At 68.6% G+C, this 14,732-nt stretch carries 13 protein-coding genes and 1 pseudogene; 3 read left to right on the top strand and 11 right to left on the bottom strand.

The window, feature by feature from the left end; all coding sequences use genetic code 11:
- Positions 1 to 1,013 (bottom strand): prolyl oligopeptidase family serine peptidase (locus ABZS58_RS49720; protein ID WP_354791717.1); only part of this gene is annotated, 1,013 nt, incomplete at its 3' end.
- Positions 1,014 to 1,630: 617 nt separating this feature from the next.
- On the opposite strand from ABZS58_RS49720, the gene ABZS58_RS49715 reads away from it, so the two are divergent.
- Positions 1,631 to 3,058 carry a non-reducing end alpha-L-arabinofuranosidase family hydrolase gene (locus tag ABZS58_RS49715; RefSeq protein WP_354791716.1) on the top strand — a complete coding sequence of 476 codons (1,428 nt, stop codon included), beginning with the start codon at positions 1,631 to 1,633 and terminating at the stop codon, positions 3,056 to 3,058.
- 111 nt (positions 3,059 to 3,169) lie between these two features.
- On the opposite strand, the gene ABZS58_RS49710 is transcribed toward ABZS58_RS49715, so the two are convergent.
- The 8 genes and pseudogenes from ABZS58_RS49710 to ABZS58_RS49675 all read right to left on the bottom strand — a co-directional run bounded on the left by ABZS58_RS49710 (position 3,170) and on the right by ABZS58_RS49675 (position 12,697).
- Positions 3,170 to 4,885: a dihydroxy-acid dehydratase gene (locus tag ABZS58_RS49710; RefSeq protein WP_354791715.1), complete on the bottom strand. Its 1,716-nt coding sequence runs from the start codon at positions 4,883 to 4,885 to the stop codon at positions 3,170 to 3,172.
- A gap of 227 nt (positions 4,886 to 5,112) precedes the next feature.
- Positions 5,113 to 5,343 (bottom strand): annotated as a pseudogene (locus ABZS58_RS49705) (aldehyde dehydrogenase family protein); the annotation flags it as partial.
- Complete coding sequence (locus ABZS58_RS49700; protein ID WP_354791713.1) at positions 5,340 to 6,209, bottom strand: fumarylacetoacetate hydrolase family protein; 870 nt, start codon at positions 6,207 to 6,209, stop codon at positions 5,340 to 5,342. The pseudogene ABZS58_RS49705 and the gene ABZS58_RS49700, both read right to left, overlap by 4 nt.
- A 159-nt stretch (positions 6,210 to 6,368) precedes the next feature.
- Positions 6,369 to 8,369, bottom strand: a complete 2,001-nt coding sequence (locus ABZS58_RS49695; protein ID WP_354791711.1) for an ABC transporter permease subunit — start codon at positions 8,367 to 8,369, stop codon at positions 6,369 to 6,371.
- Positions 8,366 to 9,799, bottom strand: a complete 1,434-nt coding sequence (locus ABZS58_RS49690) for an extracellular solute-binding protein (RefSeq protein ID WP_354791710.1) — start codon at positions 9,797 to 9,799, stop codon at positions 8,366 to 8,368. Before ABZS58_RS49690 ends, ABZS58_RS49695 begins: the two co-directional genes overlap by 4 nt.
- A gap of 496 nt (positions 9,800 to 10,295) precedes the next feature.
- Positions 10,296 to 11,063 (bottom strand): IclR family transcriptional regulator, encoded by a 768-nt coding sequence (locus ABZS58_RS49685; protein WP_354791708.1) that lies wholly within the window; start codon positions 11,061 to 11,063, stop codon positions 10,296 to 10,298.
- Between the two features lie 449 nt (positions 11,064 to 11,512).
- Positions 11,513 to 11,926 (bottom strand): ATP-binding protein, encoded by a 414-nt coding sequence (locus ABZS58_RS49680; RefSeq protein WP_354791706.1) that lies wholly within the window; start codon positions 11,924 to 11,926, stop codon positions 11,513 to 11,515.
- 324 nt (positions 11,927 to 12,250) lie between these two features.
- Entirely contained in the window at positions 12,251 to 12,697 is a 447-nt protein-coding gene (locus tag ABZS58_RS49675; RefSeq protein ID WP_354791704.1) for an Hsp20/alpha crystallin family protein, read from the bottom strand.
- A gap of 122 nt (positions 12,698 to 12,819) precedes the next feature.
- On the opposite strand from ABZS58_RS49675, the gene ABZS58_RS49670 reads away from it, so the two are divergent.
- Positions 12,820 to 13,473: a hypothetical protein gene (locus tag ABZS58_RS49670; RefSeq protein WP_354791702.1), complete on the top strand. Its 654-nt coding sequence runs from the start codon at positions 12,820 to 12,822 to the stop codon at positions 13,471 to 13,473.
- Positions 13,474 to 14,038: 565 nt separating this feature from the next.
- On the opposite strand, the gene ABZS58_RS49665 is transcribed toward ABZS58_RS49670, so the two are convergent.
- Positions 14,039 to 14,224, bottom strand: a complete 186-nt coding sequence (locus ABZS58_RS49665; protein WP_354791701.1) for a hypothetical protein — start codon at positions 14,222 to 14,224, stop codon at positions 14,039 to 14,041.
- Complete coding sequence (locus tag ABZS58_RS49660; protein ID WP_354791699.1) at positions 14,224 to 14,490, bottom strand: DICT sensory domain-containing protein; 267 nt, start codon at positions 14,488 to 14,490, stop codon at positions 14,224 to 14,226. Before ABZS58_RS49660 ends, ABZS58_RS49665 begins: the two co-directional genes overlap by 1 nt.
- On the opposite strand from ABZS58_RS49660, the gene ABZS58_RS49655 reads away from it, so the two are divergent.
- A partial coding sequence (locus tag ABZS58_RS49655) for a right-handed parallel beta-helix repeat-containing protein (RefSeq protein WP_354791697.1) occupies positions 14,483 to 14,732 on the top strand: 250 nt, incomplete at its 3' end. The two genes, ABZS58_RS49660 and ABZS58_RS49655, sit on opposite strands and share 8 nt — an antisense overlap.

Genomic DNA, 14,732 nt, shown 5'->3' with positions numbered 1-14,732 from the left:
CCCGACTGCGCGCCGACGATGCGCTGGGCACCGGACGGCGGGGGCGGCGAGGATGACGCCGGGGTCGACGGCGACGAGGACGGCGAGCTCGGCGGGGTCGAGCTCGGCGGCGTGGTGCTCTCGAACTGCGTGAAGAACCGCCAGGCCTCCCCGGACGTCCAGGTCCGGGAGTCGTTGGGGCTGGTGGAACCATCCACCGGGCTGGGTGTGTGGTCTCCGTCGAACGCGATCCAGCGCATCGGGTATCCGGCCCGGCAGCCCGAGTAGCTCGTGGCGATGTGCGTGAGGCTGTTCTGCCCCGGCTCGGGCGGGTTCTGCGCGGTACACCCGTTGTTCCTGACGAACGTGTCGCGCAACGACCGTCCGTTCGAGATGTTCAGCACGCTGTCGTGCGTGCCGTGGATGCCCAGATAGGCGACGGGCTGCGTGCCGCCGTTGCATCCGCTCAGGTTCGCGCCGGACAGCACCGCGACCGCGCGGAAGACGTTCGGCCTGGCGCAGGCGAGCGCGTAGCTCATCGCGCCGCCGTAGCTCCAGCCCATCGCGTACACCTGGGCGGTGTCAACACACAGACCGTTCTCGATGAGGCTGGTCAGATCGTCGACGAACGTCAGGTCACGGCCGCCGGTGTTGGCCCAGCCACTGTCGATGCCCTGGGGCGCCACGAAAATGGTGCTGTTGTTCGACAACGGCTGCAGCCCGTAGTAGCCGGCCGAGGCGACGGCGTTGGCGGAGCCGTTCAACCAGTGCAGTCCGAAGACCAGCCGGTACGGATGACTGTTGTTGTAGTTGTCGGGGACTCTGAGGATGTACGTACGATTCTGGCCGCCGCTCTGGATGGAGCGGGTGCCGCTCGTGAGGGTCGGAGCCTTGCCGCATCCGGCGGTGGTGGCGAGCGTGCCGCTGGTACTCGCCTCCGCGGTCGCGTCGTGGCCGCTGGCCTGCCACCCGGCCGCGACCACGACGAGCGCCGCCGCGATTACCGCGACGAACGAACCTCTGCGTCTTGACATCGTGCGATTCCTTCCACGAATACGTCGCGCTGGACGTCGCGGTGCAACGCCGGGCGATGCCGTACGGGTGATTCGTGCGCGCCGATGTTGTCACGGCCATCACGCGAAGACAACATATTCCGAAACTCCTTCGGAACCGGGTGGAGTAACGACCAGGAATGGAAGTTTCACGTCATCACACGCGACTGCGCGGCAGTACCGCACATAACACTTTTGCCGCGCCGGTCGCAGGGCTCAGCCATTTCCGGCCGCACCGCACCGGAGCCGGCGGCAATCGCGGCTCCTTGCAGAACTTGCGGATCACACGCTTGAGCGCGGTCCGGCACAGCGTCCCTCGCGCGGCGTGACGCCGGACGTTGGCCTACCTGCCGTCGGCAGGTAGGCACGACGCGTTTTTCGAAAGTCTCGAGCACCCCCGCGTCACTTGACGGCGTGCATGTGAGCGATAACATTCGCGGACGTCTGTCTCCCGCTTCCGAGTATCCGGCCGGTCCCGCCCGGAGCTATCTCCGCCGGATGGTTCTCCGCTGTCTGACCGGGCGGAGGCGTGCGAGACGGTCGACCGCACGGGCGGCTGACGCGCCGCCCGACCACGCCCCGTTTCTCCGGAGGACCTGATGAAGTTCCCTCGCTCGCGGTCCTGGGTGGTGGTCGCCTGTACGGCGGGCCTCACCGTGGCCGGGACCGCCGCGGTGCTGACCGCGAACACCGCTCAGGCGGCCGCCGGCTGCCGTGTCGAATACGTCGTGTCCAGTTCCTGGCCGGGTGGCTTCAACGGCAATGTCACCGTCACCAATTACGGCGACGCCGTCAACGGCTGGAGCCTCACCTGGACGTTCGGCGCCGGGCAGAGCGTCACGCAGCTCTGGAACGGCTCGGTCGCCCAGTCCGGCGCCCAGGTCACCGTCACCAATGCCAGCTACAACAGCAGCATCCCCACCAACGGCAACGCCGCCTTCGGGTTCAACGGCTCCTGGAACGGCTCGAACCCGGTCCCCACCGACTTCGCGCTCAACGGCACCGCCTGCAACGGCCCGGTCGGCGGTTCGCCGAGCTCGCCCGGCTCGGCCAGCGCCAGCCCGAGCCGCAGTGCGAGCGCCAGCGCCAGCGCCAGCCCGAGCACCAGCCCGAGCGGGAACTGTTCACTGCCGTCGACGTATCGCTGGTCGTCGACCGGCGCGCTGGCCAACCCGAAGTCCGGGTGGGTGTCGCTGAAGGACTTCACCAGCGTCATGTACAACGGCAAGCACCTGGTCTACGCGTCGAACGTCTCGAGCGGGGGCTCGTACGGCTCGATGAACTTCAGCCTCTTCACCAACTGGTCCGACATGGCCTCGGCCAGCCAGAACGGCATGAGCTCCGGCACGGTGGCGCCCACGCTGTTCTACTTCGCCCCGAAGAACATCTGGGTGCTGGCCTACCAGTGGGGTCCGAACGCGTTCAACTACAAGACCTCCAGCGACCCGACCAACCCCAACGGCTGGTCCGCGCCGCAGGCGCTGTTCACCGGCAGCATCACCGGCTCGAGCACCGGCGTCATCGACCAGACCCTCATCGGTGACGGCCAGAACATGTACCTGTTCTTCGCCGGCGACAACGGCAAGATCTACCGGGCCAGCATGCCGATCGGCAACTTCCCGGGCAACTTCGGGTCCAGCTACACCACGATCATGAGCGACTCGACGAACAACCTGTTCGAGGCCGTCGAGGTCTACAAGGTGCAGGGCCAGAACCAGTACCTGATGATCGTCGAGGCGATCGGCAGCCAGGGCCGCTACTTCCGCTCGTTCACCTCCAACAGCCTGAGCGGCTCGTGGACCCCACAGGCCGCCAGCGAGAGCAACCCCTTCGCCGGCAAGGCCAACAGCGGAGCGACCTGGACCAACGACATCAGCCACGGTGACCTGGTCCGCACCAACCCCGACCAGACCAAGACCATCGACCCGTGCAACCTGCAACTGCTGTACCAGGGCAAGAACCCCAGCGCGGGCGGCGATTACAATCTGCTGCCGTGGCGGCCGGGCGTGCTGACGCTGCAGCGCTGACAGCAAGGCCCTCTGTATGCGGCCGGTGCACGTGCATCACCAGGTCCGCTTGATGATGCACGTGTCGCCGGCAATGACGGCGGTGTGGGGGATGTTCACCGGGGTTCCTCGTCAGTGGGATTCGCGGGAGACCTCATCGCCGCTGGAGCCGAGCAGGAAGTCGAGGTCGGCGCCGATGTTGGCCTGGCCGACGGTGTCCACGTAGAGGCGCTCCCAACCGCGCCGTGGGCGGGCGAAGGCGTTCACGGCGGCGGCGGCGGGCTCTCGGGCGGCGAGCTCGGCGTCGGGGATGTCGACGTCGAGGCGCCGGCCCGCGACGTCGAGAATGATCATGTCGCCGGTGCGGACCTTGGCCAGCGGCCCGCCGACGGCGGCCTCCGGCGTGACGTGCAGGACGACGGTTCCGTACGCAGTGCCGCTCATCCGGCCGTCGCAGATGCGGACCATGTCCCGGATGCCCTCGGCGAGCAGCTTGGCCGGCAGCGGCAGGTTGGCGACCTCCGGCATGCCGGGGTAGCCCTTCGGGCCGCAGCCGCGCAGGATCAGCACCGAGTCGGCAGTGACGCCGAGGTCCGGATCGTCGAGGCGGGCGTGCAAATCCTCGATCGAGTCGAAGACGACCGCCGGACCGCGGTGCGAGAGCAGTTCCGGTGAGGCGGCGGCGGGCTTGATGACGGCACCGTCCGGCGCGAGGTTGCCGTACAGGACCGCGATCCCGGCGGCCGGCTGCAGCGGCTGTTCCCGCGGGCGGATGACCTCGCGGTCGTAGACCCGCGCGGTGTCGAGGTGCTCCACCAGCGGCCGCCCCGTGACGGTGAGCGCGGCCGGGTCGAGCAGGTCGCGGACCTCATTGAGGACCGCGTGCAGGCCGCCGGCCCGGAACAGGTCCTCCATCAGGAACCGGCCGGCCGGTTGGAGGTCCACCAGAAGCGGCACGTGCGAGCCGGTACGGTCGAAGTCGTCCTGCGTGAGCTCGACGCCGAGCCGGCCGGCGATGGCCAGCAGATGGACCACCGCGTTGGTGGAGCCGCCAAGGGCGGCGAGGGCCACGATCGCGTTGAGGAACGAGCCCCGGGACAGCACGGTACTGGGCCGCCGACCGGCGTCGATCATCTCCACGACGAGCACACCGGTGGCGTGGGCGGCCTCCAGCAGGCGGCTGTCGGGCGCGGGAATGCCGGCCACGCCGGGCGGGGTCATGCCGAGCACCTCGGCCAGCAGGCCCATGGTGGAGGCGGTGCCCATGGTGTTGCAGTGACCCTTGCTGCGGATCATCGAGGATTCCGAGCGGACGAACTCGGCGGCGCTCAAGGTGCCGGCGCGGACCTCCTCGCTCAGCTGCCAGACACCGGTGCCGCAGCCCAGCGGGACGCCGCGGAAGGTCCCGGTCAGCATCGGGCCGCCGGGCATCACGACGGCGGGTAGGTCCACCGAGGCGGCGGCCATCAGCAGGGACGGGATGGTCTTGTCGCAGCCGCCGAGCAGGACCACGCCGTCGATCGGGTTGGCCCGCAGCATCTCCTCCGTCGCCATCGCGGCCATGTTGCGCCACAGCATCGCCGTCGGGCGCACCTGGGTCTCCCCCAGCGACACCACCGGCAGGTTCAACGCGATGCCGCCGGCCTCGTAGATGCCGTCGCTGACGCTGCGGGCGACCTCGTCGAGGTGGGCGTTGCACGGGGTCAGGTCGGAGGCGGTGTTGGCGATCGCGATGTGCGGCCGGCCGTCGAACGCGTCGGCCGGCAGGCCTCGACGCATCCAAGCCCGGTGGATGTAGCTGTTGCGGTCGTTGCCCGCGTACCACTGCGCGCTGCGACGTGGCTGCATAACGCCTTCCTCTCAACATTCCACGAAACGGAAATTGCATCAGACCATTGGCGCCCACATCGGACATGGCCCGCAGCAGCAGCGGCGAGCCCCGGAAGCCCTCGGCCGGCCCGTCGCCGCCCCGGGCGAGCACCTCGACGCCGGCGGCGGCGAGCAGGGACTCGGCCGTCGAGCACGTCGGCGAAGAACTCGAGTTGGTACGCCGTGCGGGTCAGCTCCGCGTTCAGCCGCTGCTGGCCCAGGCCCGTCTCACGGTCGGCCACCGCCACCAGCGCCGTGCGGCGCTCCTCGACCGCCGCCGCCATGGCCCGCAGCATCGCCGCCCGGCCGGAGCGCCCGGCCCCTTCGAGTTCGTGGTGTGCGGCGCGGGCGCGCTCGCCCAGCCGGTCGAGGTCCTCGGCGGGGACGTCGAATACCTCGGTGGTGGCGCCGGTGCTCGGGTCGATGCTGGCGATCACGATGCGTCCGCCTGAGGGATTCCGCGCCGGACCAGGTTGGTCAGAGTACCGATCGCGTCGATGGTGATCCGCACCGTGTCACCATCGGCCAGGGTGAACGGCGCCGGCGGCACAAGACCCGTTCCGGTGGACAGCACTGCACCGTCGGGATGAACATCACCACGCATGATGTAACCGACCAACTCATCCAACCGCCGGTGCAGCAACGACGTGCTGGTACGTCCCCGCCAATGCTCGTGACCGTCCCGTTCGATCGCAAGGTCGATCGCGAGTGCATACGGATCGCTGACATCCCAGGCAGGCGTGATCCACGGACCGAGGGCACACGACCCGTAGTAGGTCTTCGCCTGCGGCAGATACAACGGATTCGCGCCCTCGATACTGCGCGACGACACGTCGTTGCAGACCGTGTAACCAACGATCTCACCGAACCGATTGATCACGACAGCAAGCTCCGGCTCCGGAACATCGACCTCGGAGTCAGCCCGGATACCGATCGGCGCACCAGGACCGCGAACCCGCCACGGCACCGACTTGAAGAACAACTCCGGTCGCTGCGCGTCGTACACCAGCGAATACACATCCGCGGCCCGCTCACTGTCCTCGATACGGGCCTCCCGCGACTCCCGATAGGTGACGCCACACGCCCACACCTCGGTCGACGCGTCGATCGGGGCCAGCAACCGCACCCCGGAGAGCGGCACCACAGGACCCGACACGGACCGGGACAACCGCGCCCGCAGCTGCGTGGCCGGCAGATGCCACAACTGCGCCAGCGCCGAGACGCCCTCGACCTCGGCGACCGTGCCATCAGTATGAAGTCCGACGTGGACGTCGCCGTTCAACTCGTACCTGACGATGTTCAAGGCCTGCACTCTCCGAAGTCGTACGTGCGATTCGTCAGCAGGCAGTCCGGGCGGAGGTCAATGCCGAGACCGGAGCTGCGGAGCTGGCCACCGGCGTTGTCCGCCCGGCTGCCCGGACTGTCGGGGTCCACTGGGGCTGCCTTCGCAGGGCGGGCGGGGTCAGCCCTTCACCGCGCCCGCGGTGAGGCCCTCGGTCAGGAAGCGTTGCCCGAAGGCGTACATGAGCACCACGGGGATGCTGACGAGCAGCGACGCGGCGGCGAGCTGTCCTTGCGGGACGACGTCTCCGGTGATCATCGCCTGCATTCCGACGGGGAGCGTCTTGTATTCGTCCTTCGTGATGAATACAAAGGCGAAGAGGAACTCGTTCCAGGCATTGGTGAGAGTGAACAGTCCGACTGCCAGCAGGCCCGGTTTTGCCAGCGGCAGCATCACCCGGCGGAACGCTTGGAGGCGGGTGCAGCCGTCCACCAGCGCGGCCTCCTCGAGCTCGATGGGGATCGAGGAGAAGTAGCCGGTCAGCAGCCAGGTGGCGAACGGAAGCGTGAAGGTCGGGTAGGTCAGCACCAGCGACCACAGCGAGTCGTTGAGCCGCACGCCGATGAGCAGCTGGTAGAGCGGGATGAACAGCAGCGCTCCCGGCATCACGTAGGTGAGCAGGACCGTGACGGTGAAGCTCTGCGCCCCGCGGAACCGCAGCCGGGCCAGTGCGTAGCCGGCCAGGGCGGCGCAGAGCAGTGCCGACACGGTGGACGCCAGGGACACCAGTACGGTGTTGACGTACCAGCGGCCGAAGGGCTGGTTGGTGAACAGGTCACCGAACTGCTGCAGGGTCCACGGCGTCGGCCACAGGTCGCTGTTGTGCATGACGATCTGGTCCTCGGACTTGAAGGCCGTGACGACGATCCAGTACAGCGGGCCCAGCACGAAGACGAGCAACCCGGCCAGCGCGACACCAGATCCCAGGCGCGAGACCAGGGACGACGCCCGGCGGTGCCCCCAGGTTTGCAACGCCGTGACCACCCGGCCGACGGCCGTGGCGACCATCAGGATCACCGCGAGGACCACTGCGGCCTTCCAGAAGATCTGGGGCGATGCCCAGGCCAGCAGACCGGCGACCGTCACGGCCATAACCCATGGCATTGCCTTGCGCACCGGCCCGGGCGGTCGGGAGGGCGCGCCGGCGTCGTTGCGGCGCATCAACCGGACCAGGACGAACACCAGCCCGCCGATGACCGGCAGCATCACGAGCGTGACCGCCGCTCCCGCGCCGTACTGCAGTTGCAGGATCGCCTTCGAGTAGGCGACGAGCACATACGGTGCGGTCGCGTCGCCCGGGCCACCCTGCGTCAGCAGCCAGATGAGGTCGAAGTTGTTGAACGTCCAGATCGACGACAGGGTCACCGTCACGGTGATCACGTAACGCAGTCCGGGCAGGGTCACGTGGACGAACCGCTGCAACGACGAGGCGCCGTCGATCGTCGACGCCTCGTACAGCTCCGCCGGAATGGCCTTCAACCCCGCGAGGAACGTGACGGTGAAGAACGGCACCCCCTTCCACACGTTGACGAGGATCACCGACGGCATGGCCAGCGACGCGTCGGACAGCCAGCCCGCGGGCCAGCTGTCGACCAGGTGCGCGGCGGCCAGCAGCGGCCCGATGCCCGACTCGGTGAGCAGCGTGTTGACGCTGCCGAAGATCGGGTCGAGCAGTGCGCGCCAGCTGAACGCCGTCACCACCGTCGGCACCACCCACGGCAGCAGGAGCAGCCCGGCCAGCACGGCCCGGCCACGCCGCCGATGGTGCAGCAGGAGTGCCGCGGACAGCCCCAGCACGACCTTGAACACCTCGGCGTACGCGGTGAACACGAACGAGTTCAGCACGCCCGTGCGGAACTGCTCGTCGCCGGCGAGGGCGATGTAGTTGCCCAGGCCGACGAACACGCTGTCCTGCCCGTGCCGCTCCGTCGTGCTGGTGACGACGGAACGGCCGATCGGCACGAGCACGAGCCCGCCGACCAGCAGGGCCATCGGCGCCAGGAACAGCGCCGCCAGCCGCCAGTCGCGACCCAGCCGCCGCTGGGTCGTCGTGAGGGAGCCGCGCCCCGGCGACGGGGATGTCTTCGTCGCCGGGGGCGGTGGGGTCCGCACCGATGTCACTGGGGCAGCCCCTGCTGGTTGAAGATCTGCACCATCTTGGCGTGGGCGGCGGTCACGGCCTTGGCGGGCGCCGTGCCCTGGACGACCTGCTGCATCATGTCGGTGAGGACGTACGCGGCGGTGGCGGCCTGCTGACCGGCGTTGGCCTTCTGCGGGAAGGCCAGGCCGTTCTTCGTCTTCAGCGGCAGCGACAGCTGGGTGATCTTGCGCAGGACGGGGAACGCGGGGTCGCCGCTGGTGAAGAACGGGTCGGCGTCCCAGACCTTCTCCCAGGCGGGCAGGGCCAGGCCGGGTGCCTCCTTCGCCACCCCGAGCAGCGCCTTCGCGCTGACCAGGTACTGCGCCAGGAGCTCGGCGAGCGCGGCGTTCTTGGCGCCCTTGAAGATGACGAAGCCCTGGGACTGGCCGAGCAGCAGGGGCTTGTCCGTCGCGGGTCCGATGCAGTCGGCGAAGACGTGCGTGTTGTCGTAGACGGGGTTCTTCTTGGTCTTGGAGTCCGCGTAGACGCTGAACTGGTTGCGGGTGTAGCCGAGGATCCCGGCGAGCCAGTTCTCGTTGTTGCTGGAGTCGGTCCAGGCGGCCACGCCCGGCGGCAGCATCGGCTTGTACTTGGGGTTGGTGTAGATGTCGCCCAGGAAGCTCACCGCCTGCACGGTCTCGGGCGAGTCGAAGATGACCTTCTTGCCGTCGTTGTCGACGATCGACCCCCCGTAGGCGTTGATCAGTGCCTCGATCATGCCGTTGGCGTCACCGGACCGGTTCACGGTCATGCCCCAGCCGTACCGGCGCTTGCCCGGATCGGAGATGGCCAGGCACAGGTCCCGCAGTTCCTCCCAGGTGTAGATCTCCTTGGGGGTGATGCCCTTCTCCTGCATCCAGTCCTTGCGCAGGAACGACCCGATGCCGATGAAGTGGTACGGGATGGCGAACCACTTGCCGTCGAAGACGCAGAAGTTCTTGGACTCCGCGGTTGGCTCGCCGTACTTGGCCGTCAGCGCCTTGACGATGTCCGTCACGTCCTCCAGGTCGCCCAGCGCGTGGAACTGCGCGACGAACCGCGAGTCGGTCATGAACGCCAGGTCGCGCGCCACGCCACCCTTGACCTCGGCGTCGATCTTGGCCACCACGTCACCGGCGTCGGCCTGGACCAGACTGTTCTCGATCTTCGTCCCGGTGGCGTCGGCGAACGTCTTGATCGAGCTGTCGAGCGCCGCGTTCGCCGCCGTCGAGTACAGCTTCTGCGACAGCACTCCCATCGCGGAGCCCTTCAACGACACCGCGGCGTCGATGAGCTCCTGCGGAACCTCCGGCTGGACCTTCGGAGTCGACGTCGAGGGACTGTCCCCACATGCGGCCAGACCAGCCGCGCCGAGCACTCCCAAACCCATTCCCAGGAAACCGCGCCGGGACCACGACGGGTTGTTCTCCATGACCATTTACCTCCTTTGTCGCAAGCCATCAAATGATCCGAAGGCTCGGCGGTGCGGGGACGGCGATGTGCCAATTCCACCGCCCGGAACGGTCTGATACTTTCGATCGATTTCCGAACTGTTACGCGTGTGCCGCACGCTACGGCCATTGATCGCGGCGGGTCAATACCCACACTGAACAGCTACATCTGAATGACTTCGATACCTGAAAAAAGGCGTGCGACATTGACGTTTGTAACTAGAAAGAGAACGGGGATCCGCGGACGCCCGGTGCTCGACTCGGGTGATACGGCACTCCCTTCCGTAGGCGAGGATCGCCAGTCCACACAGGACAGCGCGACCCACTGCGGCGTGTTCTCGTGAGCACATTTCAAGGCAGTGTTCGATATTTCGAACAGAGTTCGATATCTCGATTGGACGCGACGGTAGAGGACCGTGTGAGAGGTGTCAATGAGGCCGATGGACAGTTGGCCGCATCGTGCGCCGAACGGGCGCGTCAGCGCGGTGCGCGGTACCCCAGCCGGGTCGACAACGCGGCGGCGCCCTCGCGGACCAGCCGCGTCCACTCCGCGTGTGCCGTGGGCGTCCAGCGGATGATCGGCGCGGAGACACTCATCGCCGCGACCGTCATACCGGTGTGGTCGCGGACCGGCGCTCCGACACAGCGGACCGCACTGTCGGACTCGCCGTCGTCGAGCGCCACGCCCTCGGCGCGGATGCGATCGAGTTCGGTACGGAACCGGTCCCGGTCGGTGATGCTGTCCGGCGTCATGGCGGACAGGTCGCCGGGCGGCAGGAGCGCGTCAAGGTCGCTCGGGTCCAAGCTCGACAGCAGCATCTTGCCGACGGCCGTGCAGTGCGCGGGCAGCCGCCGGCCGACCGCGGACACCATCCGGACCGGGTGCGTGCTGTCGACCTTCACCAGGTAGACCACATCGGCGCCGTTGAGCACGGCGACGTGCACGGCCTCGTCACAGGCCGCAGCGACGCCCTGCGCCACATCCTGCGCCTCGCGGACCAGGTCGAGCTGGCCGGCGAACGCGGCACCCAGTTGGAACAGTGGCATGCCAAGCCGGAACTGGACCGGCTGGCCGGGCACCGAGATCAGGTACGAGCGGGCGACCAGCGTGACGAGCAACTCGTGGACAGTGGTCCGAGGCAGACCGAGCCGTTCGGTGATCTCGCGGGCCGACAGCCGGGGCTGATCCAGGAAGAGTTCGAGGATGTCGAGAGTGCGGATGACCGCCGGAACCACGCGAGGCATGTATAGTCCTTTCGAAATACCGAACCGTGTTCGATATCTCGACACGGCGGTATCGCGACAGGATAGCGCTGCTTCGGTACGCCAACCGGCCCAGCCGGACTTCGCCCTTGCCGAAAATATCCTCCGTGCAGGCCAGGCGCATGTCGGCACTCGCGGAGGATACCGCCGAGGCGATCATGTCTTGCCGTCCCGGTCGTTATCAATGCGCCGCCCGTGGATAGGACGACCCCGGCGCAACCGCTGCCGACCACCGCTCGACTCGGTGCTGAGCAACGGCCAGCCGACCGGGCGGTGGTGGGTGTACAACGCGTGCGCACGGCGGATGTCAATCGAGCGTAGCCATTCGGCGCTGCTGCCGTCTGGGTAGCAGCAGACTGACCACGACGACAGCCACGGCGACTGCGGCTGCCAGTTCAAACACCGAACTGAACTGGACGGCAACCCGCTGGTCAGGGACGCCTGAAGCCGGCCAGCCGCCATGCCCATGCCGCAGTGGGTGGGCGGTGGATGGGGAGTTCGAACCAGACGCCTTTGCCGTTGCCGTCGTGGTGTTCGACGCCCCACAGGGTGGCGATCGCCTGGACGAGCAGGAGGCCACGACCGTGGTCGAGGTGCACGTCGGGATCGGTTGCCGTGTGGTCCTGCGGCGTGGGTGGGACCGGGCTGCGGTCGTTGACCGTGACCCGCAGCGCGGTCGGGGTGCAGTGCAGATGGACGGCGTCAAGGCCGTCGCCGTGCCGCACGGCGTTGGTGCACAGCTCGCTGAGCAGCAGCTCGACATCGTCGGCAAGCTCGTCGCCTGCCGGATGCTCGAGCAGGCCCGGGAGGATCTGCCGGGCCCAGGTGCGGGCTGTACCGGCCAACGGTGCGCACGGCAGGCCGCGAGTACGCCAACCGTACCGTGATCGGATCGCCGCTCTTGGCATACGACGATGGCGGCGGCCTGGGCATGATGCCAGGCCGCCGGCCGTTACTGGGGCTAGTCCTCCGCTGTACGAGGTGGAGGGGGTGTCGGGCGATGTGCCGGCCATGACGCTTGGGTCAGGCTGGCGAACTCGGCCCGGACGAGGTCGTCGTCGCGGCTGACGAGGTCGGTGAAGACCTCGTCGAATCCGCGGTCCCACTCCGGGGACAGCCCTGTGCGTGCACCGCGCATCGCGGTCACCGCCCTTCGACACTCGTTCGGGTCAGCCGCTGATCACCTTCGGGTCGGACTCGGCGTGCCCGCTGACCGTGATCTTGCGGGGCTTGGCCTTCTCGGCGATCGGGATCCGCAGTGCCAGGACGCCGTGCTGGTAAGTCGCCTGGATGCGGTCGGTGTCCAGCGCGTCGCCGAGGAACATCTGCCGGGAGAACACCCCGAACGGCCGCTCGGTCAGCGTCGCCTGGGCCTGTTCGCCGAGGTCGACGGGGCGCCGTTCGGCACGGACGGTCAGCACGTTGCGTTCGACGTCGATGTCGATGGCGTCGGTGTCCACGCCGGGCAGGTCAAGCACGATCACAAACTCGTCGCCGTTGCGGTAGGCGTCCACCGGCATCACCGTCGGGCGTGACCAGGTGCCGGTCGCGGAACCGCCGAGCAACTGCTGAGCAAGCCGGTTGACGTCGGTGAAGGGCTCGCTGCGCATCAACATTGGGCCACCTCCTGGGTCTCGACTGGATGGTCAATGCGCGATACCTTTGTTGTACTACGTCATCGCCTCGATGACAAGTCAAACGTCAACGAAACGACGACAAAGTCGAATGGAGGTGGGTTATGCAACCGCCGGCCCGTGCCGTGACGCCGCGCCCTGATCTCGTCGCGGCCGTCGAGACGATCACCGCGGCAACCGCGGCGATCGACGATGCTGGACACGTGGACGCCGTCGCGCTGCTCGAGGCGCTGGTCCTGCTCCGGCAGGTACAGGACCAACTCGCCGCGGCCGAACCCGCTCTGATCGGGGCGGCCCGGCAGGCCGGCGTCAGCTGGCAGGCCCTCGCGCCCGCGCTGGGCGTCGCCAGCCGGCAGGCCGCGGAACGCCGCTACCTGCGCGCCGCCCCGGCCACCTCACAGCGGCCCGGGGGTACCCGTGAGGGCCGGGTCCGCGCCGAACGCGACCACCGCGCCGGCACCCGGGCCGTGGCCCGGTGGGCCAACGACAACACCGCCGACCTCCGCCGACTCGCCGGGCAGATCACCGGTCTGCCGGACCTGCCGGCCGCCGCCGCGGACGACGTCGACCGCCTCCACCATGCCCTCGCCGACCCCGACGCGACCGCACTCCCGCAGCTGCTCAGCACCGTCCGTCAGCACCTCGACCGGCACCCGGCGCTGACCGAACAGATCGACCGGATGACGGCCAGCACCGACGAGGTCCTCCACCACACCCAACGCAGCCGGCACGAACGAGACCACCACGCACCCCCGTGACCACCCCCGGAACGCCGGCCGGCCGGTGAACACCGATGTCGTCACCGGATCTGCAGCGCCGCGGACAGCGGTCGAGCTCACCCCGATCCCACCTGGCCGGCCCGGCGCACGAAAAGAACCCGGGAGACGGCCCGACGCAGACTCCCCTCAACTCGCAGCAGCAGCGTGCCTCCGCCTCAGTCAGCGGTCCCCCGGCTTGCGGTGTGCGGCACGGCCACGAGTGGTGTCAGCTCCGCGGCCGGGTGCGGTCCTCGCGTCGGGATGGGCGGCTGCCGGGTCGCCTGGTTCCGCGGACGGGCGGCGTGGCCCGGAGCACGGGGCCTGCGTCGTTGCCGGGCGAGTGCATCCAGCAGCCCCGCGGGCCAGTCACCGGTGCTCGCGCATCGTCCAACAACCGCCACAAGGACATGCCGCAGTGCATGCAGCGGCCGTGCTGTACCTGGAGTCCGCAGGGATGCACCGACTCGCAGGCGGCCAGCACCGGGCCGCCGCAGCGCGCACATCCGACACCTCGGTCAGCGTCCACCGATCCACGGTAAACGCCATCCGGAGCGGGCGGCAACCGCTACCGAAGAGGTGCAACGCATCCACCGAAGTGCTTGCCCAGGTGTGTGATGCGACGTTGTCGGTTGGCGGTGAGGCGTCCCACCAGGGAGTGCGCGGCGGCGGTGACCATGTTCCGGTCGTAGCTGACCACGAATTCGAACTCGCGGTCGGCGTCGACGCCGGTGTCGCCGAGGTCCCGCGCCATCAGGATCGCCGCGGTGTGGGCGCCAAAACCACGACGGACCACTCGCTGGCCAGGGGGTCCTGGACGGACAAGGCGGTGCCGCGCACGCCGGGAGCCGGGCACGCGGGCATGTCCACGCCCAGGGCGGCCACGAACGGCAGCCGGGCCGCGAGTTCGGTGAACTGCCTGGCCGTGGACAGGCGGAAGAGTCTCGCCTGCTCGAACGCGGCGAGCACGACCGGCGGGACCGGCGTCTGCAGGGCCATCAGCTCCAACGTCTTGGACACCGGGACCAGCAGATGCTTCGGTGCCCGGCGGACCCGCCGGCCACTGCCGATCAGCTCATACGCTGTCGCGTGCAGCGCCGGTGTCCTGGTCGAGCCGGCCGGCGAGCTGCAGCTGCGCCGGAGCCGGGTGCGGGGCGGCGCCGCCGTCGGGGTGCGGTTCGCGGCCGGTTCCCGGGGCACGCTCAGCCGGTCCGAGGTTTTCGACAACGGCGGCGACGGCGTGCTGCTCGAGACCGCCGAAC

Origin of the sequence: Dactylosporangium sp. NPDC005555 (assembly GCF_040605635.1) — a bacterium.
Classification (GTDB): Bacteria; Actinomycetota; Actinomycetes; order Mycobacteriales; family Micromonosporaceae; genus Dactylosporangium.
The sequence above is the reverse complement of the archived record's forward strand: the minus strand, read 5'-3'. Positions and strand labels throughout refer to the sequence as shown.